This is a genomic window from Mesorhizobium sp. WSM1497, assembly GCF_001672455.2.
In the GTDB taxonomy this organism is placed as follows: domain Bacteria; phylum Pseudomonadota; class Alphaproteobacteria; order Rhizobiales; family Rhizobiaceae; genus Mesorhizobium; species Mesorhizobium ciceri.
In genome coordinates this window covers 1,180,231-1,200,137 of sequence record NZ_CP021070.1, presented here as the reverse complement: position 1 = coordinate 1,200,137, position 19,907 = coordinate 1,180,231, and the positions used below count along the sequence as shown (strand labels likewise).

Genomic DNA, 19,907 nt, shown 5'->3' with positions numbered 1-19,907 from the left:
GTATACGTACCGATCGGTAACATTGTCAATCGAGTCACACGATGCCAACCGACAAAAATATTGAACTGACCATCAGCGACGGTCATGCATCCGCTCCGCCGAAAGCCGCCAAGAAGATCCTCGATGTGGCCTATGACCTGTTCTACCGGCGCGGCATCAGGGCGATCGGCGTCGACGAGATCGTCAAGCGTGCCGGCGTCACCAAGCCCAGCCTCTACCGCAGCTTTCCGTCAAAGGACGAACTGGCCGCTTCCTATCTCAGGCAATATGACCGTGAATACTGGGAGCGCTTCGACGAAGCGGTCGCCGCTCATCCCGGCGACCCGCGCGCTCAGATCAAGGCTTTCCTGACCCGCATCGGCAAGCGCACGCAGGTGGCGGACTATCGCGGCTGCGGCATGACCAATGCGGCGGTCGAATATCCCGACCACAGCCACCCGGCTCGCGTGGTCAGCGAGGCCAACAAGCAGGAACTGCGCCGCCGGCTGCGCGCCATGGCGGCTGCGATGGGCGCGCAAGACCCAGACACGCTCGGCGACGGCCTGCTGCTGCTGATCGAGGGCGCCTATATCAGCGGCCAGTTGTTCGGCCTCGGCGGTCCGGCGCGAGCGGTTGCCCGCAATGCCGACCTGCTGATCGAAGCCAGCTTGAAGAAATAGCGTTTGACGCTACGCTGCAATGGCTTGCAACGGAGATTGACCGCCATGCGTGCCATTCTGATCCCGCTTGTCCTGGTCGGTCTCGGTCAGGCGGCGCAAGCCGACGGCATTTCCAGCACCTACACCGATCTGGATTCGAAAACGGACTGCGTGACCTACGCGCAGGCAGAAGAAGGCGACGGCGACTGGGCCGAACTCGCCTGTTCAGGCTATCGCGGCTATCCCGTACTGATCGCCTATGACGACGCCCGTGAATCGCTGTTCTACGGTTTTCCGCCCGGCGGCGACATGACGACGGTCTGGGAAAGCTTTTCCGGCCTCAATTCGTCCGGAGCCAAAGTCGAATGGCGCATCGAAACCAAGGGCGACACGGCAGTGCCCTATGCCGTCATCCATCGCCGCTCGATCAGCAATCCCGAGGACGAGAAAAAGCCGACCGAGGTGCTGCTCGTCGCCAAGGTCGGCCAGATGGACGCCCGCGACGGCTGCACCGTCGGCCTGGTGCTGGCCACCGGCAATCCCGCCGCCAACGACCAGGCGCGCAAGCTTGCCGACGACAAGGCGCGCACCTTCGCCTGCGGCAAGGACAGACACACCGTCATCGGCAAAGTGCCGGCCTTCGGCCGGGTCGACAACTGACCGGTCGGGCTACTTGCTCGCCTTGGCCCGCTCGATCGCGTCGACGATCATCTTCTTGGCGTATTTGGAATCGTGCCAGCCTTCGATCTTGACCCATTTGCCGGGCTCGAGATCCTTGTAGTGCTCGAAGAAGTGCTGCACCTGCTGGCGCGTAATGTCGGGCAGCTGAGTGTATTCGGTGACGTTCTCGTAACGCAGCGTCAGTTTTGGCGACGGCACGGCGATGATCTTCTCATCCTGGCCGGCATTGTCTTCCATGATCAGCACCCCGATCGGCCGCACGTTGATGACGCAGCCCGGCACCAGCGCGCGCGTGTTGCAGACCAGCACGTCGATCGGATCGCCGTCGCCCGACAGCGTGTGCGGCACGAAGCCGTAATTGCCGGGGTAGCGCATCGAGGTGTGCAGGAAGCGGTCGACGAACAGCGTGCCGGCCTCCTTGTCCATCTCGTACTTGATCGGCTCGCCGCCGATCGGCACCTCGATGATGACGTTGACGTCCTCAGGCGGATTCTTTCCGCTGGCTATGGCTTCAATGCGCATGGCTTAAATCCCTCTCTCGATGGACGATCGATAGCGGGCGGCGCGTCATGGTGCAATGCGGCGAATGGTGCTGGGTGCGAATGGAACGCCCAATTGCCGAAAGGCCGGGTTGTCATTCCCAGACGAAAGCGACCTTCTTCAGCGCCTTCTGCTCGAAGATCTCGACGCCCTCGGCGACATCGCGGCCACCGGCGCCGGCATAGAAGGCAAGCGCGTTCTGGTTGTCCTCCAGCGCCCACACGACCATGCCTTTCAGCCCGTGATCGGCCAGCCGCGCCTTGGCCGCCGAAAACAGGCGGCTGCCGAGCCCGATGCCCTGATATTCCGGGCGCAGGTACAATTCGTAGATTTCGCCCTGCTGGCGCAGTTCACGGGCGCGGTTCTTGCCGATCGTCGCATAGCCGGCGATCTTGCCGCCGATTTCGACGACCAGAACGGTGGCGGCGCGGCGAATCGCATTCGCCCACCAGTCGGCGCCACGGCGGTTGATCATCGATGTCAGGGTCCGGTGCGGAATGATGCCGGAATAGGCGCCGCGCCAGGCTTCCAGATGCACCTCGGCGATGGCACTGGCATCGCGCGGGTCGGCTTTCCGGATGTCGATCGTCAGCGTATTCATGATTTGTTAACCATAAACCCGCATCGCCCGATTGCAAGGGTCCGGGCCGCCCGCCGACTGCTTTCTCACAGGCGATCACCGCGCTGGTGAGGGGCCTTCAAGACTTCTGTGGAAAGGCTCAAATCTCGACGAGATGGTCGTCGAGCTCGTTGCTGTCGCCCGCAGTGACCGGGAAATGCTCGGCCAGCACCGCACCCACCAACTCGATCGCCTTGACGAAGCCGTCGGCAAGCCGGTCGTCGCCGGCATGCACAGTAAGGTCGCGCACGACGCCATCCCAGACATGCTGGCCGACCTTGGCGTCGATACCCGAATCGGCGACCACCTCGGCATAGCGCTCGGCGATCGAGACAAAGATCAGCACGCCGGTGCGCGCCGTGGTGCGGTGGACGTTGCGGGCGAGGAACTGCTTGATCGCGTTGGCGTGCGCCGCCTGGTAGCGCAGCCGCCTCGGCACCAGGTGGATGCGCATACCAGGCAGCGCCCACAACAAGGCCAGCACGCAGGCAAGCGCCAGGAGCTGGGCGAGGACGAAATGCGGCAGCCGGATCGACAGCCACCAGGCCTCCAGACCGTAGCCGACCGCCAGGCTGACGATCAGCATGCACACGGTCGCCATGAAGGCGGCCGGGAAGAAATAGCCGTCGCTGGCATGCGCCACGACACAGTAGATTTCGCCGTCGGTTTTCTCCTCGGCGGCGCGGATCGCGGTTGCGATGCGCTCATGATCCTGCGGGCTGATTGGTCGCGTTGCCATGATCTGTCTCACCAGCTTCCTGAAGAACCGCCACCACCCGACGAGCCGCCGCCACCGGAAAATCCGCCACCGCCGCTTGACCCCGAGGGCCAGCCACTGCCCGAACCCGAAGACCAGCCGCCGCCCGACGACGAACCGGTTGTCCAGCCAGTGCCCGAGTACCCGCTCGGCCCGCGGCCATAACGAAACGTCATGCCCAGCCATTTGTACACGCCCGGCGACAGTTTCGTCCCAAACATCGGCGGCAGGAACGCCATCGCCATCCCGCCGAAGAACATCGTCGCCCACAGGATCAGGAACACGGCAAAGATCGGATCGATGGACGTGCCGTCATCGGCGGGATTGCGCTTGCCCCGCGCTTCCAGTTCTTCGGGATTGCCCTCCAGCACCATGACCATGTCATCGACGGCTTTGCTGATGCCGCCGGAGAAGTCCCCGGCGCGGAAGGCCGGCACCATGTCATTCTCGATGATGAGCTTGGTGTGCAGGTCGGTCAGCGTGCCTTCCAGCCCATAACCGACCTCGATGCGCATCTTGCGGTCGTTCGGGGCAACCAGCAGCAGGACGCCATTGTTCTCGCCCGCCTGGCCAAGTTTCCAGAAGCGGAACAGCCGGTTGGCGTAAGGCTCGATCTCCTCGCCATCGAGGCTGGGAATCGTCGCGACGACGATCTGGTCGGAGCCTTTCGTCTCGAAATCGGCGAGTTTTTGGGTCAGCGCCGCCCTGGTCGCGGCGTCGATGATGCCGGCATTGTCGACGACACGGCCGGTCAGCGCCGGCAGGTCGGCCGCGTAGGCCATGACGCAGGAGAACAGCACGACCGCAGTAATCAGGACGGCCGAGGCGAGGCGGTCGCGTTTCGACAGGCTGATGCTGGATACCATCATGCCATCACCAGCTTCCCGACGAGCCGCCGCCGCCGGACGAACCGCCGCCGCCGGAAAAGCCTCCACCGCTGCTTGACCCCGAAGACCAGCCGCCGCCGGAACTCCCCGACGACCAGCCGCCACTGGAGGATCGCCGGCTTGGCTCGAAGGTCATGCCAAGCCAGCGGTAGCGGCCGGGGCCAAGCTTCTGGCCGAAGATCGGCGGCAGCACGGAAGCCGCAATGCTGCCGAAGAAGATGATCGCCCAGATGCTGATGAAGACGGCGAAGAACAGGTCGTCGGAATCGAAAGGCGCTTGCTGGTTGCGCTCGCCGCGCGCCTCCAGCTCCTCCGGATTGCCTTCCAGCACCATGACCATGTCGTCGACGGCCTTGCTGATACCGCCCGAGAAGTCCCCGGCGCGGAAGGCCGGCACCATGTCATTTTCGATGATCAGCTTGGTGTGCAGGTCGGTCAGCGTGCCTTCCAGCCCATAGCCGACCTCGATGCGCATCTTGCGGTCGTTCGGGGCCACCAGCAGCAGGACGCCATTGTTTTCCTTCGCTTGGCCGAGCTTCCAGAAGCGGAACAGCCGGTTGGCGTAAGGCTCGATCTCCTCGCCATCGAGGCTGGGAATCGTCGCGACGACGATCTGGTCGGAGCCTTTTGTCTCGAAATCGGCGAGTTTTTGGGTCAGCGCCGCCCTGGTCGCGGCGTCGATGATGCCGGCATCGTCGACGACACGGCCGGTCAGCGCCGGGAGATCGGCCGCGAGGGCGGTGAAGGGGAGGAAGAGGAGGCTTAGAAGAGCGAAAAGGAACCCTAGGCTTGCGTTCCGGAGCGCCCCCCTCTGCCCTGCCGGGCATCTCCCCCTCAAGTGGGGAGATTGGCCGCCATCTCCACTTTCACCAATTTTCAACGTCGCAAGATGGGCGTCAGCGCCGAAGCTGCCAATCTCCCCCCTTGAGGGGGGGATGTCCGGTAGGACAGAGGGGGGTGTTTGCACGCCAGCAGCCCGTCATTTCGCGGGATTTATTCCGATGACAGTGGACGTTCACCCGCCCTGCTTCGTGCCGAAATCGACCTTCGGCGGCTGCATCTTGTCTTCGGCGACGGTGAAATTGGCGAAGGGCTCGTTGCCGCGGAACCAGAAGGTCGCCCACAGCACCGAGGGAAACGTCCTCAGCGTCAGATTGTAGTCCCTGACCGCCTGGATGTAATCGCGCCGCGACACCGCGATGCGGTTCTCGGTGCCTTCGAGCTGCGCCTGCAGCGCCAGGAAGTTCTGATTGGCCTTGAGGTCCGGATAGGCCTCCGAGACCGCGATCAGCCGCGACAGCGCGCTGGTCAGCCCCGCCTGGGCATCCTGGAACTTCTTGAGGGCTTCGGGATCCTTCAGCGTTTCCGGTGTTACCGTGATCTGCGTTGCCTTGGCGCGTGCCTCGACCACCGCGTCGAGCGTATCCTTTTCATGCGAGGCATAGCCCTTGACCGTCTCGACCAGGTTGGGGATGAGGTCGGCGCGGCGCTGATACTGGTTCAGCACCTCGCTCCATGCCGCCCTGGCATTTTCTTCCGCCGTCGGGATGGTGTTATAGCCGCAGCCTGCAAGCAGCGGCAGCACGATCGCCATCATCAGGAAGGCGGGCAGCGTGCGGAACGTGGACGGCAAGGCAAGGCGCTGGGCAAACATGATGGGGTCCCTCGGTAGAAGTTGCACGCGAAGCATTACCACAATCAGCGCGCAAGAAAACCGCCCGCGCCGGCAGCCCCTCGCCTGGCACGCCCGGTGCCGCTGCAAGGCTCTGTGATTGGCCGTGCGAACGCGATAAGGTCCGGCAAAACGGGACATCATCATGGCGGAACGCCAGGACAGCGACAAGGAATCGCGCCGTATCCTCGAGCGCATTGCGCGCGAGACGGATCCGGCCGGCAACTCGTTTGTAGCGCGGGCAGCGAAAGGCATGCACGATCACGTCACCGCGGCCGATGCCGATCGTGCCGATCCGATCGAAGTCTGGGGCACCCGCTTTGGCCGCACGCTGGGCCTGCTGCTGGCGCTGGGCCTGATGGTCTGGCTCGTGCTTTACGTCATCCGGGGCAGTTAGGAATCAAACGACAATGAGCGCCGAACAAACCGACGCGCCGCGTGCGGTCATCGTCATTTCCAGCCATGTCGCGCGTGGCTCGGTCGGCAACCGTGCCGCCGTCTTTGCGCTGGAGACCCTGGGGTTCCCGGTCTGGGCGGTGCCGACCGTCATCTTGCCCTGGCATCCCGGCCATGGGCGCGCGACGCGCATCGTGCCGCCGCTCGACGAGTTCAAGGCTCTGATGGCCGATCTCGAGCGGGCGCCATGGCTGGGTGAGGTCGGCGCCGTGCTGTCCGGCTATCTCGGCGAGGCGGGCCAGGCCGAGGCCGTCGCCTCGCTGGTCGCCGCGGTCAAGGCAAGGACGCCCGGCGCCGTCTATATCTGCGATCCGGTGATGGGTGATTCGGGCGGCCTCTATGTGCCCGAACCGACCGCCATCGCCATGCGCGACCGGCTGATGCCGATCGCCGACATAGCCACCCCTAACCGCTACGAACTGGAATGGATGGCCGGCGCCGCGTTGCCAGACATGAAATCGGTGATCGCGGCGGCGCTGCATGCCGGGCCATCGACCATGCTGGTCACCTCGGCGCCGTCGATGATGACGGGCGGCACCGGCAACCTCCTGCTCGATAGCAGCCAGGCGCTGCTCGCCGAACACCGCCTGATCGACAAGCCGCCGAATGGCCTGGGCGATCTGACGGCGGCCGTCTACCTGGCACGTATCCTGTCCGGCCAGCCGCCGATCAAGGCGCTGCAATCGACGACGGCGGCGGTCTACGAGATCCTGGCACGCACCGCCAAGCGCGGCGGCGACGAACTGCAGCTCGAAACCGATGCGCAGAGCCTGTCGCATCCGATGGCGATGGTCCAGCTTCGCCACCTCACACATCCAGGGCGGGGCCGCCGGGCGTGACATCGACTGAGGCCGTACTTGTCGGCGTCGATGGCTGCAAGGCCGGCTGGATCGCCGTCCGACGAACTTTTGGCATGGCACCGTCGGTCGGTGTCTTTGCAACCTTCACTGCCCTGCTCGCATCCCTTCCCGAAGACGCTGTCATCGCCGTCGACATGCCGATCGGCCTGCCCGGCTTTTCGGGCAAGGGCGGGCGCGGCCCCGAAGCCCTGGTGCGGCCGCTGCTCGGGGCACGCCAGTCCAGTGTCTTCTCGATCCCGTCCCGTGCCGCGCTCTATGCGGATACCAACGGCTTCACCACCATCGAAGCCTGGTATGCCGCGCACATCAGGGCAAGCGAGGTGGCCCTGACCACATCCGATCCGCCGCGCGGCGTCTCGATCCAGGCGTTCGGCATTTTTGCCAAGATCCGCGAGATCGACGCCCTGCTGATCGCGCGGCCCGATTTGCGCCGCCGCGTGTTCGAATCCCATCCGGAAGTCGCTTTCTGCCGCTTGAACGGCGATCAAGCCATGCAACTGCCGAAGAAGATCAAGGGCAGCATCAATCCGGCCGGCATGGCGGAACGCAAGGCGCTGCTCTGCCGGCTCGGCTATGATAAGGGCTTTCTCGACCAGCCGCCGCCCCGCGGTGCCGCCGCTGATGACTTCCTCGACGCAGCCGCGATGACGCTGATCGCCGGTCGCATCGTCGGCGGCGAGGCGCGGCCGTTTCCCGACCCGCCGGGCCGCGACAGCTTTGGCATTCCCGTCGCCATCTGGGCGTGACGCTGTTGGCCACCGTTGCGCTCGATGCATGGCATTTCTAGCCAGCCCTCATAATTCTGCATTGCTCGCGACCGGCTTTTGCCGCTAGAGCCTCTCTAGACCGCAACGAGCTGCCGCATCCAACCCGGAAAGGCTCCAGACGCCGCCCATGTCCCATCTCCCTGAACATCTTCTCGCCGGCTATCGCAATTTCATGAATGGCCGCTATCTCACCGAGAGCGGGCGCTATCGCGATCTCGCTCGCGAAGGCCAGGCGCCGGAGACGATGATCGTTGCCTGCTGCGATTCGCGTTCGGCGCCCGAGGCGATCTTCGACGCTGGGCCGGGCGAACTCTTCGTTCTGCGCAATGTCGGCAATCTGGTGCCGCCCTATGCACCCGACGGCGAGTTCCATTCGACCTCGGCGGCGCTTGAATTCGCCGTACAGAGCCTCAAGGTCAAGAACATCGTCGTCATGGGCCATGGCCGCTGCGGCGGCATCCGGGCGGCGCTCGACAGCAATTCCGCGCCGCTGTCGCCGGGCGACTTCATCGGCAAGTGGATGAGCCTGATCGCGCCGGCGGCCGAAACCGTCTCCTCCAGCACCTTCATGACCGCCTCGGAGCGCCAGACCGCGCTGGAGCGCATCTCGATCCGCTATTCCATCGCCAACCTCAGAACCTTTCCCTGCGTCTCGATTCTCGAAGGCAAGGGACGGCTGTCGCTGCATGGGGCCTGGTTCGATATCTCGACCGGCGAACTCTGGACGATGAACAAGGAGACTGGCGATTTCGAACGGCCGGAGCTGGGATGAACGCGGCGGCGCGCAAGCTGGTGAACATCAGGTCGGTCGCTTTTGTGGCGGCCGCACTGCTGCTGGCGATTATTGCCGCCCGCGCCGATGATCGTGCCCTCATCAGCCGCTGGTATTCGGCGCTGCTGGTCGCCGACCGCACGGAACTGTCCGACCTGCTCGCCGACGATGTCCGCATCAAGCTGGACGACCTCGGCATCGTGCAAAGCAAGCAGGAATTCATCGCTTCGATCGACGAATGGAAAGGTGCCGTTGCCGGTGCTGCGATCCGGCACCGGATCGAGAAAAGCGAAGGCGGCGTCACCACGGTGGTCGCCTGCTACGATTTCCCCAACAACGACATGCTGATGCAGGAAACTTTCGCGGTCACCGACAACCGCATCACCGCCAGTTCACAAGCGGCGATCGCCGAAAACTGCGACGGCTTTTGAGGGCGATATCGGCCAAATCCGCATATTGCGGGTCCGCCGGCCGCGCCCTACATCGGGTACGACCCGCCTGCCTGCCCCACCAACGAAAGACTGTCCATGCCTTCCACGAAAGCCGTCGACCTCGCCGCCCATCCGCTGACCGCGTGGCAGGGGCCGCTCGGCCTGCCCGATTTCACGCGCATTGGCGACGGCGACTTCTCCCCGGTCTTCGACGCGGCGCTGAAGGCGCACGAGGCCGAGATCGAGGCGATCGCCGGCAACAAGGATGCGCCGACCGTCGAGAACACGCTTGCCGCGCTGGAACTTGGTGGCGAAGCGCTCGATCGTGTCTCGTCGATCTTCTGGTGCCGCGCCGGCGCCTACACCAACGAGACGATCCAGGCGCTGGAGCGCGACATCTCGCCGAAAATGTCCAAGCATTTCTCGGCGATTTCAATGAATGAGCGGCTGTTTGCCCGCATCGACGATCTCTACCAGCGCCGTGAGAGCCTGAAGCTCGACGCCGAGACCTTGCGGGTGCTGGAAAAGACCTGGAAGGGCTTCGTCCGTTCCGGCGCCAAGCTCGACGCCGACGGCAAGAAGCGGCTGGCAAGCATCAGCGAGGAATTGTCCTCGCTCGGCACGGCTTTCGGCCAGAATGTTCTGGCCGACGAGCGCGACTGGGCGCTGTTCCTCGATGAAGCCGACCTTGCCGGCCTGCCGGACTTCGTGAAAAGTTCCATGGCCGAAGCGGCCGAGATACGCGGCCAGAAGGGCCGCTATGCCGTCACTCTGTCGCGCTCGATCTATGAGCCGTTCTCGACCTTCTCCGAACGCCGCGATCTGCGCGAGATCGCCTTCCGCGCCTTCACCATGCGCGGCCAGAATGGCGGCGCCACCGACAACACGAACGTGGTGCGCGACATGCTGCGCCTGCGGGCCGAAAAGGCAAAGCTGCTCGGCTATGCCTCTTTCGCCGCGCTGAAGCTCGATGACACCATGGCCAAGACGCCGAAGGCCGTGCACGCGCTGCTCGATCCGGTGTGGGAAAAGGCGCTTGAGAAGGCAGCAAGCGACCAGATCGAATTGCAACGGCTGGCCACCGCAGCCGGCAGCAACGAAAAATTCGCTGCCTGGGACTGGCGCTTCTACCAGGAGAAGCTGCGCGCGGAGAAATTCGCCTTCGACGAGGCGGAACTGAAACCCTATCTGCAGCTCGACCGGATCATCGACGCTTGCTTCGACGTGGCGACACGGCTGTTCGGCATCACCTTCGAAGAGAAAAAGGACATCGCGGCCTGGCATCCGGACGCCCGCGTCTTCGTGGTGAAGAATGCCGACGGCAGCGAGCGCGGCCTTTTCCTGGCCGACTATTTCGCCCGGCCGTCAAAGCGATCCGGCGCCTGGATGAGCGCGTTGCAATCCGGCTACAGGCTCGGCCACGGTGCGAGCCCGGTCATCTACAACATCATGAACTTCGCCAAGCCGCCGGTGGGCGAGCCGGCTCTGCTGTCGGTCGACGAGGCCAAAACGCTGTTCCACGAGTTCGGCCATGCTTTGCACGGCATGCTGACCGACGTCACCTGGCCCTCGGTTTCGGGCACTTCGGTCAGCCGCGATTTCGTCGAACTGCCTTCGCAGCTCTACGAGCACTGGCTGACCGTGCCGGCAGTGCTGGAGAAGCACGCGCTGCACGTCAAGACCGGCAAGCCGATGCCCAAGGCGCTGCTCGACAAGATGCTGGCCGCGCGCACCTTCGGCGCCGGCTTCGCCACGGTCGAATTCACCGCCTCCGCCTTGATGGACATGGCCTATCACGCGCGGGCGGACGCGCCTGAAGCGCCGCTTCGTTTCGAAGCCGAAACGCTTGCAGAACTGCATATGCCGGACACCATAGCCATGCGTCACCGCACCCCGCATTTCGGCCATGTCTTTTCCGGCGAAGGCTATTCGGCCGGCTACTATTCCTACATGTGGTCGGAAGTGCTCGATGCCGATGCTTTTGCCGCCTTCGAGGAAACCGGCGACCCCTTCAACCCGGCACTCGCCGAGCGGTTGCGCAAGAACATCTACGCGGCCGGCGGGTCGAAGGATCCGGAAGAACTCTACACCGCATTTCGCGGCAAGATGCCGTCGCCGGAAGCGATGATGGCCAAGCGCGGGTTGGTGTAGCATCCTCTTCCTTCTCCCCTGGCGGGAGAAGGTGATCGGCGCGCATCGCCGAGACCGTTGAGGGTGTTCCAGCGAAGTGAACGTTAGCGACAGGCCGGGCGAGGCTTTGCAAGCGATGACGTCAAGCTGGAACACCCCTCATCCGACCTCGCTTCGCGAGGCCACCTCCTCCCACAAGGAGAGAAGGGAGAACCCTACACTTTCCAAGGATCCGTCACCCTCGGCCACACCGGCCTTGTCAGCTTCTTGTAATCGGTCACCGCCGGATTGCTGGGATACGAACTCGGCGCCGAGACATAGATGATCTCGGCGGCGATCGGCTCGAAGCCGGCGTAGAAATGATTGGTCGACTTGATCAGCAGCATGTCCTTGGCTAGCGGATCGACGCCGATGTTGGAAAAGATATCCGGCTCGAAGGTCTGCGTGCGGTTGGTGTTGAGGATGATGTCGACCTCGGTGCCTTCGAGGCGGACCAGCGCCGTCGGCCCAAGCGTCACCCGGCTTGGCCCGAAACTCTGCCAGCCCTCCGCAACCGCCTTCAGCACGCGCACGCGCGCATCGATCGGCTCGCCGGCTTGCGGCCCGGCCTTGCCGCCGAAGCGCAGGTCGATGACTGCGCCCTCGCCTGCCGCCAGGCAGAAGGTGACCGCGATCGGATCCCAGATGGTCGCGACGGCGAACCTGTCCAGGCCACGCGCCAGCATCTGGCGCAGCACGAAGGTGCCGTCGCCGGGCACACCGCCGCCGGGATTGTCCCAGATATCGGCGATGACCACCGGCTTGCCCGGATTTTCTGTGCGCACGGCCAGCGCCCGATCGATGCCGTCGGCAGCACTCAGCATCGTCATCGCCGTCTTTTCGCGCAGCGCGTAGAGTTCCCGCCCGAGCCGTTCCGCCAGCGCGTCGCCCTTGGCCTTGTCATTGTCGGTGACGACCAGGATGCGCGTGCCCATCTCGGGCACATCGGCCGCCATGAAGCCGTGGATGACGGAGACCGACAGCACGCCGTCCTTGCCGTGCAGCGCCTTGATGCGATCGACGAAGGACCGCATCGGCTCGCGGCTGGTCGGCAGCACCTGGATCATGCGGCAGTCGAAGGTCGAAATGACAGGGTTGATCTCACCACGCACTGCTGCCAGGCCAAGCTCGACGACATGTTCGCCGCGCTCGTAGAAATCGGTGTGCGGAAATTCGAGGAAATAGGCGAGAATGTCGGAGGCCGCGACGCGCTTCGGTGTCAGATGGCTGTGCGGATCGAGTTCCACGGCGATCACCACCTCCGGCCCGACCATCGCGCGAACCCGTTCGAGCAGATCGCCTTCGCAATCGTCATAGCCTTGCGCCACCATGGCGCCATGCAGGCCGAGGATGACAGTATCGACCGGCAGCGCCGCCTTGAGCTGGCCCAGAATCTCGTCGCGCAGAGCCTCATAGGTCTGCCGCTGCACCAGGCCGCCCGGCTCCGCCCAGGTGGCGGTGCCTTCGATGACGTCGAGGCCTTCGGCCACCGCACGCCGGCGTAGCGCCACCATCGGCGAGGAGCACAGTGTCGGCGTTTCCGGATGCTTGCCGGGCCCGGCATAGAAGGCCATCTCGAACGAAGCCCTATCGGTCGGCACCGGCGAGAAGGTGTTGGTTTCCGTCGCCAGCGAGGCGGTGAAAATGCGCATGAAAGCTCCGTCCGTGAATAGGCGCTATTTGACCGCCCCGAGCGCCAGACCTCTGACGAGGTAGCGCTGCAGCCAGATGAACAGGATGGCCACCGGCAAGGTCGCCAGCAGCGTCGCGGCCATGACGTGATGCCATTCGATGGTGTAGCGGCCGGCGACCAGCGAAAACACCTGGATCGGCAGCGTGTAGCTTTCCTGGCTGCGCAGCATGGTGAGCGCCACGACGAACTCGTTCCAGGCGTTGATGAAGGTGAAGATCGCCGTCACCGCGATCGCCGGCAGGCAGAGCGGCAGGAACACCTTGCGCAAGGTCAGCCAGCGGCCGGCGCCCTCCATCCAGGCGGCTTCCTCGAGATCGCGGGGGATGGTGTCGAAATAGCTCTGCAGCATCCACACCGTGAAGGCGACGTTGAAGGCCATGTAGATGAAGCCGAGCGCCGTCGTGCTCTCGACCAGGCCCCAGGCGGCCATCAGCCGGAACAGGCCGAGCACCAGCACGATCGGCGAGATCATCTGCGAAATCAGCAGGAACTGGCGCAAGGCGCCGTAGCCGGCAAAGCGGAAGCGCGACATCGCATAGGCCGCCGGAACCGAGATCAGGATGGCGCCGACGGTGGCGATCACAGACACGTAGAGCGAATTGAGCAGCGCCTGGCCGAAGCCCGTCGCCACCCACATGTCGGAAAAATTCGACCAGCGGAATTCGCTCGGCCACCAGGTCGGCGACAGCACTTCCTGTCTCGGCTTGACTGCGGTCAGGAACATCACCGCGAAGGGAAAGAGCGTCACCACAATCAGCGGCGCCAGCAGCAGCCAGGCGATGATCGAACGCTTGAGCTTGCTCGTCATGCGCGTTGCTCCCGCATCGCCAGCCGCACATAGATCATGGTGAAGACCAGCAAGATGGCGAACATCACCAGCGACACCGCCGATGCTTCGCCCAGCTTGCCGATGCGGAAGGCCAGCTTGTAGAGATGGGTGACCAGGATATCGGTCGAGTTGGCCGGCCCGCCCTGCGTCATCACCCAGATGATCGGGAAGGAATTGAAGACGTAGATGGTGTTGAGCACGATGGCGATGTTGATGAACGGTTTCAGGAGCGGAAAGGTAATTTCGCGGAACTGCTGCAGCGGCGTCGCCCCTTCAAGCGCCGCCGCCTCGTAGAGATCGTCCGGGATCGACGACAGCCCGCCGAGGAAGATCGTCGTCGTGAACGGCACCGTCACCAGGATGCCGATCAGCACTTGCATCGGAAAGGCGGTTTCGGCACTCGCCAGCCACTGGATGTTGTGATCGATGAGGCCGAGGCCGATCAGCGCCGAATTGAGCATGCCACTTTCGCCGCTCAGCGCCCAGCGCCAGACCACCGCAGTCATGGTCAGCGACACCGCCCAGGGCAGCATGATGATGACGCGGGCAATGCCGCGGCCATAGAAATCGGTGTTGAGGATCATCGCCACCGGGATCGACAAGAGAAGCGCGCCGCCGACCACCATCACCGTCCATTGGCCGGTGCGCCAAAGCGCGGCCGTGAAATCGGGATCGGCAGCGAGTGCCGCGAAATTGGCGAAGTCGTTGAAGTCACGAAGCTGGCCGAAGCGGCTGACGTCATGCGTCGAGATCTGGATCAGGTCCCAGACCGGCCAGAAGATGACCACCGCCGCCAGAAACAGGCTGGGCAAGGTCAGGAGATAGGGCAAGAAACGATTTTGCATCGGCTGGCTTTGTACCGCGTTGCGGGGAGATTGGATTTCGCTGGCTTAACAGATTGACTTGGTCCGGCCTCGTTCTTCTCAGGGCACCGCTTCAGGATTCCTTGCAACCGTCGGCGCTGCCCTCACCTGCTCGTCCGTTCTCCGCAGCAGTTGCGGAAGGGCCCCTTTCCTCTCCCCCGTCGATCGGGGGAGAGGTGTCGAGCGAAGCTCGACGGAGTGGGGGTCGACCCCTTGGGCGCAAGGCAAGGCTTGCGCCTGGTGCTCTTCCTATATCCGTTCGCGGTGGCTGCCAGGTGGTTCCCCCACTCCGTCTCGGCTTCGCCGAGCCACCTCTCCCCCCCTCCGGTGGGAGAGGAAAGGAGCCTGGCTGGGCGGCGTTGACATCGACGAACTATCTTTCTGCTCGAGGCTGCAAGATGTGACGCGCCCCGCTTGAGCGGAGCGCGCCACGGGCGCAGGGAGATACGCCCTATTTCTTCAGCACCGCATTGGCCTTGGCGGCTGCGTCTTTCAAACCGGCCTCGGGGTCGCCGCCGAGATAGATCTTCTGCATGGCGTCCGACGTGATCTGGGCGACCTCTTCCCAGCCCGGGATGACCGGCGCGAAGCGGGCGTCGGGCAGCAGAGCGGTGAACGCGGCCAGATCGGCATTGTTGACGTAGTAATCCATCTTGGCCTCTTCCTTGTTCACCGGCAGGAAGCCTTCGCCCTGTGTGAACTTGGCACGCTGCTCCGTGGTGAACAGGAAATCGAGCAGCTTCCAGGCCTCGTCCTTGTTCTTGGAGTTCTTGAACATGATGATGGAATCGGTGACGCCATAGGTGCCGCGCGCGCCGGTCGGTCCAGCGGGAATGGCCGCAACGCCGTATTTCAGGTTCGGCGCCTCGTCCTTGATCTGGTTGGACAGGAAGGGTGCGGTGATCATCATGCCGACCCTGCCCTGCTTGAACAGGTTCTGCACGTCCTCGCGGTTGTTGGAGGTGACGCCGGGTTCGGTCAGGCCTTCGTCGATCATCGACTTGTAGAGCTTGGCGGCTTCAAGCGCGCCGGGCGTGCTCAGGCCCGACGTGCCGTCCTTGTTGAGGATTTCCGTGCCGTAGGACCACATCGCATAGTAGTAATAGACGTCGGTCTCGATCTCCTTGCCCTGCAGGCCGAAGCCGAACGTGCCCGACCCCAGAGCCTTGATCTTGCGCGCATCTTCCTGCAACTCGGTCCAGTTTGCCGGTGGCTTGGCGATGCCGGCCTTCTCGAACAGCTCCTTGTTGTAGTACATGGCGCGCGCCGAGGCAGCGATCGGCAGGCCGTAGGTCTTGCCATCCATGATCGAGGGCGACAGGAAGGTGTCGATGAAGCGGTCCTTGAAGTCGGGCTTGATGTAGCCGTCGAGCGGCTCGGCGACATCCTGCTGGACGAAGTCGATCAGCCAGCGCGTGCCGATGATCGACAGATCGGCATTGGTGCCGGCGGTGATGTCGGTGGTCAGCTTCTGCAGCAGCACATCCCACGGCACCACTTCGAACTTGACCGTGATGCCGGGGTTCGCCGCCTCGAATTCCTTCTTGACGCTGTCGAAATATGGGCCAGTCTTGGCGCTGTACTCGGCCACGGTGACCCGCACCTCGCCCGCATCCGCCTGCGCCGCAATTGCCAGCATGCTCATTCCGGCCATCAGGCCGACAGTCCATTTTGCAAGACTCATTTGAACTCTCCCATTTTGATTTTTGCGCCTGCGCGCCTCTTCGTTACCCAAGCAGAAGATTTATGTGACTTTCCTACATTATCGAGGATTTGAAGGCTTGCAAGCAGATTATTCTGTTGCTTAATTACATTTTGTGGACTAGGCCTGATCCGACCTGTCGAAGATCCCGGAGGATGACGCACGGTGGTTTCGCAAACGGAACTCGAAGGCAGGGCCGAATTCGAGGGCAAGACTGTCGTTGTGACGGGTGCGGGCGGCGGCCTCGGCACGGCCATCGTGGCGCTGATGGCGCAAAGGGGCGCCAGGGTCGTAGGCTGCGACCAGTCGAGCGAGGCGTTGAAGAGCCCGCATTTTGCCGCCTGCCACGTCTTCGATCTTCTCGACAAGGCGTCGATAGCCACGGCGATCGCCGCCATCCTCGACCGGGACGGTGTGCCCGACATTCTCATCAACAATGCCGGCTGGACGCGCGCCGAGACGCTCCCCGCGCTCAACCCCGACAGGATTGAGCAGGAACTCGACCTCAACCTGACCGGCGTGATGAATTTCGCCGATCCGCTGGTCAAGGCGATGGCCAGCCGTGGCTCCGGCAGCGTCGTCTTCATCTCCTCGGTCAACGCCATCGCGCATTTCGGCAATCCCGCCTATGCCGCGGCCAAGGCGGGCATCAACGCCTATGCCAAGGCGATCGCCGTCGAGCTCGGCCGCAGCGGCCTGCGCGCCAATGTCGTCTGCCCCGGATCGATCCGCACCGCCGCCTGGGACCACCGCCTTGCCAAGGATCCCGAAATCCTCGGCAAATTGCAGCGGCTCTATCCGCTCGGTCGCATCGTCAACGCTGCGGAAGTGGCGGAAGCCGTCGCTTTCCTTGCGTCCGATCGCGCATCGGGAGTAACAGGCGTGGTGATGCCCGTGGACGCGGGACTGACCGCCGGTTGCCTGCCCTTCATCGACGACATATTGGGAGCGTGAGCATGACCGACGTCGAGTTCCGCGACCTGTCGAAATCCTTCGGGCAGCACAAGATCCTCGAGAACATCAGCCTCGATATCAAGAGCGGCGAGTTCGTCGTCCTGGTCGGCCCGTCCGGCTGCGGCAAGTCGACCTTGCTGCGCATGCTCGCCGGCCTGGAGACGATCACTTCCGGCGATCTGTTGATCGGCGGCGTGCGCGCCAACGCGCTGCCGCCGCAGCAGCGCAACATCGCCATGGTGTTCCAGTCCTATGCGCTGTTTCCGCATCTGAAGGCATCAGACAATATCGGTTTCGGCCCGAAGATACGCGGCGAGACGCGCACGGTAATCGATGAGAAGGTCAAGAAGGCGTCCGGGGTCCTCAATCTCTTCTCCTATCTCGACCGCTATCCCCGCCAGCTGTCGGGCGGCCAGCGCCAGCGCGTCGCCATGGGCCGCGCCATCGTGCGCGAACCGTCTGTGTTCCTGTTTGACGAACCGCTGTCCAATCTCGACGCACAATTGCGCGTGCAGATGCGCGTCGAGATCAAGGCGCTGCACCAGCGGCTGAAGTCGACGATCGTCTACGTCACCCACGACCAGATCGAGGCTATGACCATGGCCGACCGCATCGTCGTGATGGATCGCGGCAGGATCCAGCAGGTCGGGGCGCCGCTGGAGCTCTATGACAGGCCGGCCAACAAGTTCGTCGCCTCCTTCCTCGGCTCGCCGTCGATGAGTTTCGTCTCGGGTTCGCTCAAGACGACGCTTGAGAAAACCTGGTTCGAATCGGCCGGTGGCGGGCGGCTGGCGCTTGCCGGCAAACAGGTGCCGGCGGACAGCGCGGTGGAGGCCGGCATCCGGCCCGAGCATTTTGTCATCGGCGAGGCTGTCGACGCGATGGCGATCAGGGTGGATGTCGTTGAGCCCACCGGCTCCGAAACACATGTCTATGGCGCTATCGGTGCTGATACGGTACGCGCCGTGTTCCGTGACAGGGTGCCGGTCAGGCCGGGAGACCTGCTGCCGGTCTCGGTCGATCCCGGCAACATCCATCTGTTCGACAAGGCGACGGGCCTGCCTCTATGAAAATATCAGCATGAAGACGCCGGCCGACATCATCACGCGCCTGCAGCTGATGTCGCAGGACGGAACGAAGTCGGATCGCAAGCTGGCCGGCTTCGTGCTGGCAGACCTCGACTTCGTTTCCAAGGCGGCGATTTCGGAAATTGCCGCGCGCGTCGGTGTCAGCGAGCCGACGGTGACGCGGTTCTGCCGCAACCTCGGCTGCGAGGGCCTGCGCGACTTCAAATTCTATCTGGCGCAAGCCATCGCCATCGGCGGCCAGTATCTGTCGCCGGAGCCGTTGAGCCGCGATGCCCGCGAACAGCGCATCGCTTCCGCCATCACCGAAGCGGCGATATCGGCCATCCAGCGCGCCAGCGAAAACCTCGACATGACGACGCTGGTCGCCGTCGCCGCACGTATCGCGGTTTCCGGCAATGTGCTGTGCATCGGCTCCGGTGGCATTTCGTCGATGATGGCGACCGAAATGCAGAACCGGCTGTTCAGGCTTGGCGTGTCCGTGCTGGCGCAAATCGACGGACAGTTGCAACGCATGTACGCTGCCGTCGCCACCCCCTACACCACGCTGATCGCCTTCTCCGTCTCCGGCTATGCACGATCGGTCATCGATGCGGTGCAGGTCGCCCAGCAATATGGCGCCACCACGATCGCCATCACCCCGCCGGACTCCGCGCTCGCCAAGGTCGCCGACACGGTCATCCATTTCCAGTCGCTGGAAGACGGCAATATCTACAAGCCGACATCGTCGCGCTATGCGCTGCTGTCGATCGTCGACATGATCGTCACCTCGGTCGCCGAGACGCGCGGACCAAGGGTTCTGGAAAATCTGCGCCGCATCAAGCAGAGCGTCAACACGTTGAAAGTTGACGATCCGCGTTTGCCGCTGGGGGATTGACCCTCCGGCAAGGACATCAGGCCTGATGGCCGAGCGCCTCGATGCTTTTCGCCAACGTCTCCGGATCGCCTTCAATGCGCACGGTCTTCAGCCGCGCCGTGCCGCCGGCGACAACCGAGACGGCGGACCCCGGCACGCCAATCGCCTTGGCAATCAGCTTTTCGAGCGCATGATTGGCGGCGCCGTTTTCCGGCACGGCGCGGACGCGCGCTTTCAGATGGCTTCGCTCGTCCGCCGTGGTCTCGATGCCTTCGAGCCTGTCCAGCGCAGCCTTCGGCGTCAGCCGGACAAACAGCTCGACGCCATCATCGCGCAGGCGAAACGGCGCGCTCATACGATCATCGGCCTCACAGGACCAGAGGCGCCACACTGGTCAATATGAACTGCCGCAGGAAGAACAGGATCAGAAGCAGGATGATCGGCGAGATGTCGATGCCGCCAAGGTCCGGCATGAAACGGCGGATCGGCCGCAACGCCGGTTCGGTCAGCCGATAGAGCATGTTGCCGATGGAACCGACGAACTGATTGCGCGAGTTGACGACGTTGAAGGCGTAAAGCCAGGAAAAGATCGCCGATGCGATGATGATCCACCAGTAGAGGTCGAGCGCCATGACGATTGTCTGAATGAGGGCGAGCATGCCGGTCTCCAATTGTT

The 19,907-nt window shown here is 63.6% G+C and carries 23 protein-coding genes; 11 read left to right on the top strand and 12 right to left on the bottom strand.

Going from position 1 to position 19,907, the window contains the following annotated elements:
• Positions 1 to 41 precede the first annotated feature (41 nt).
• Positions 42 to 659: a TetR/AcrR family transcriptional regulator gene (locus A9K65_RS05900; protein WP_064995963.1), complete on the top strand. Its 618-nt coding sequence runs from the start codon at positions 42 to 44 to the stop codon at positions 657 to 659.
• A gap of 45 nt (positions 660 to 704) precedes the next feature.
• Positions 705 to 1,298, top strand: a complete 594-nt coding sequence (locus A9K65_RS05895) for a hypothetical protein (protein WP_064995964.1) — start codon at positions 705 to 707, stop codon at positions 1,296 to 1,298.
• A 9-nt stretch (positions 1,299 to 1,307) separates the two neighbouring features.
• Here the strand turns inward: A9K65_RS05895 and ppa are convergent, their stop codons facing one another.
• From ppa to A9K65_RS05860, 6 genes are all read right to left on the bottom strand, one after another.
• Positions 1,308 to 1,841, bottom strand: a complete 534-nt coding sequence (ppa, locus tag A9K65_RS05890; RefSeq protein ID WP_013528997.1) for an inorganic diphosphatase — start codon at positions 1,839 to 1,841, stop codon at positions 1,308 to 1,310.
• A 112-nt stretch (positions 1,842 to 1,953) separates the two neighbouring features.
• Positions 1,954 to 2,460: a GNAT family N-acetyltransferase gene (locus tag A9K65_RS05885; protein ID WP_013528996.1), complete on the bottom strand. Its 507-nt coding sequence runs from the start codon at positions 2,458 to 2,460 to the stop codon at positions 1,954 to 1,956.
• A gap of 118 nt (positions 2,461 to 2,578) precedes the next feature.
• A complete protein-coding gene (locus A9K65_RS05880; RefSeq protein WP_064995965.1) occupies positions 2,579 to 3,217 on the bottom strand; it encodes a TPM domain-containing protein in 639 nt (212 codons plus the stop codon).
• Positions 3,218 to 3,225: 8 nt separating this feature from the next.
• Positions 3,226 to 4,104, bottom strand: a complete 879-nt coding sequence (locus A9K65_RS05875; RefSeq protein ID WP_064995966.1) for a YgcG family protein — start codon at positions 4,102 to 4,104, stop codon at positions 3,226 to 3,228.
• A gap of 4 nt (positions 4,105 to 4,108) precedes the next feature.
• Positions 4,109 to 4,960: a YgcG family protein gene (locus A9K65_RS05870; RefSeq protein ID WP_063173306.1), complete on the bottom strand. Its 852-nt coding sequence runs from the start codon at positions 4,958 to 4,960 to the stop codon at positions 4,109 to 4,111.
• 177 nt (positions 4,961 to 5,137) lie between these two features.
• Positions 5,138 to 5,776, bottom strand: coding sequence for a LemA family protein (locus A9K65_RS05860; protein ID WP_024504707.1), 639 nt, complete (start codon positions 5,774 to 5,776; stop codon positions 5,138 to 5,140).
• A 163-nt stretch (positions 5,777 to 5,939) separates the two neighbouring features.
• Here A9K65_RS05860 and A9K65_RS05855 point away from each other — a divergent pair, with 163 nt between their 5' ends.
• The 6 genes from A9K65_RS05855 (at position 5,940) to A9K65_RS05830 (ending at position 11,231) form a co-directional block, all read left to right on the top strand.
• Entirely contained in the window at positions 5,940 to 6,191 is a 252-nt protein-coding gene (locus tag A9K65_RS05855) for a hypothetical protein (protein WP_013528991.1), read from the top strand.
• Between the two features lie 13 nt (positions 6,192 to 6,204).
• A complete protein-coding gene (pdxY, locus tag A9K65_RS05850) occupies positions 6,205 to 7,089 on the top strand; it encodes a pyridoxal kinase PdxY (RefSeq protein WP_064995967.1) in 885 nt (294 codons plus the stop codon).
• Positions 7,086 to 7,856 carry a DUF429 domain-containing protein gene (locus A9K65_RS05845; RefSeq protein WP_064995968.1) on the top strand — a complete coding sequence of 257 codons (771 nt, stop codon included), beginning with the start codon at positions 7,086 to 7,088 and terminating at the stop codon, positions 7,854 to 7,856. The genes pdxY and A9K65_RS05845 overlap by 4 nt, the downstream gene beginning before the upstream one ends.
• Before the next feature lie 148 nt (positions 7,857 to 8,004).
• Entirely contained in the window at positions 8,005 to 8,649 is a 645-nt protein-coding gene (locus tag A9K65_RS05840; protein ID WP_027037320.1) for a carbonic anhydrase, read from the top strand.
• Positions 8,646 to 9,080: a hypothetical protein gene (locus tag A9K65_RS05835; protein ID WP_013528987.1), complete on the top strand. Its 435-nt coding sequence runs from the start codon at positions 8,646 to 8,648 to the stop codon at positions 9,078 to 9,080. Before A9K65_RS05840 ends, A9K65_RS05835 begins: the two co-directional genes overlap by 4 nt.
• Positions 9,081 to 9,176: 96 nt before the next feature.
• A complete protein-coding gene (locus A9K65_RS05830) occupies positions 9,177 to 11,231 on the top strand; it encodes a M3 family metallopeptidase (protein ID WP_064995969.1) in 2,055 nt (684 codons plus the stop codon).
• Between the two features lie 194 nt (positions 11,232 to 11,425).
• Here the strand turns inward: A9K65_RS05830 and A9K65_RS05825 are convergent, their stop codons facing one another.
• The 4 genes from A9K65_RS05825 to A9K65_RS05810 form a co-directional block, all read right to left on the bottom strand.
• Positions 11,426 to 12,901, bottom strand: coding sequence for a M81 family metallopeptidase (locus tag A9K65_RS05825; RefSeq protein WP_064995970.1), 1,476 nt, complete (start codon positions 12,899 to 12,901; stop codon positions 11,426 to 11,428).
• A 24-nt stretch (positions 12,902 to 12,925) separates the two neighbouring features.
• Positions 12,926 to 13,750 (bottom strand): carbohydrate ABC transporter permease, encoded by an 825-nt coding sequence (locus tag A9K65_RS05820; RefSeq protein WP_013528984.1) that lies wholly within the window; start codon positions 13,748 to 13,750, stop codon positions 12,926 to 12,928.
• A complete protein-coding gene (locus tag A9K65_RS05815) occupies positions 13,747 to 14,616 on the bottom strand; it encodes a sugar ABC transporter permease (RefSeq protein ID WP_024504714.1) in 870 nt (289 codons plus the stop codon). Before A9K65_RS05815 ends, A9K65_RS05820 begins: the two co-directional genes overlap by 4 nt.
• A 469-nt stretch (positions 14,617 to 15,085) precedes the next feature.
• Positions 15,086 to 16,318: a sugar ABC transporter substrate-binding protein gene (locus A9K65_RS05810; protein WP_064995971.1), complete on the bottom strand. Its 1,233-nt coding sequence runs from the start codon at positions 16,316 to 16,318 to the stop codon at positions 15,086 to 15,088.
• Positions 16,319 to 16,501: 183 nt separating this feature from the next.
• Between A9K65_RS05810 and A9K65_RS05805 the strand changes: the two genes are divergently transcribed.
• Genes A9K65_RS05805 through A9K65_RS05795 form a run of 3 tightly spaced genes read left to right on the top strand, consistent with a single transcriptional unit; the run spans position 16,502 to position 19,252 of the window.
• Positions 16,502 to 17,290 carry an SDR family oxidoreductase gene (locus tag A9K65_RS05805; RefSeq protein WP_064995972.1) on the top strand — a complete coding sequence of 263 codons (789 nt, stop codon included), beginning with the start codon at positions 16,502 to 16,504 and terminating at the stop codon, positions 17,288 to 17,290.
• A 2-nt stretch (positions 17,291 to 17,292) separates the two neighbouring features.
• A complete protein-coding gene (ugpC, locus tag A9K65_RS05800) occupies positions 17,293 to 18,360 on the top strand; it encodes a sn-glycerol-3-phosphate ABC transporter ATP-binding protein UgpC (protein ID WP_013528980.1) in 1,068 nt (355 codons plus the stop codon).
• A gap of 10 nt (positions 18,361 to 18,370) precedes the next feature.
• Positions 18,371 to 19,252 carry a MurR/RpiR family transcriptional regulator gene (locus A9K65_RS05795; protein ID WP_064995973.1) on the top strand — a complete coding sequence of 294 codons (882 nt, stop codon included), beginning with the start codon at positions 18,371 to 18,373 and terminating at the stop codon, positions 19,250 to 19,252.
• Between the two features lie 16 nt (positions 19,253 to 19,268).
• On the opposite strand, the gene A9K65_RS05790 is transcribed toward A9K65_RS05795, so the two are convergent.
• Together A9K65_RS05790 and A9K65_RS05785 are read right to left on the bottom strand one after the other, a co-directional pair.
• Positions 19,269 to 19,586 (bottom strand): DUF167 domain-containing protein, encoded by a 318-nt coding sequence (locus tag A9K65_RS05790; RefSeq protein WP_013528978.1) that lies wholly within the window; start codon positions 19,584 to 19,586, stop codon positions 19,269 to 19,271.
• Between the two features lie 13 nt (positions 19,587 to 19,599).
• Positions 19,600 to 19,890, bottom strand: coding sequence for a YggT family protein (locus tag A9K65_RS05785; protein ID WP_013528977.1), 291 nt, complete (start codon positions 19,888 to 19,890; stop codon positions 19,600 to 19,602).
• Between the last annotated feature and the right edge of the window lie 17 nt (positions 19,891 to 19,907).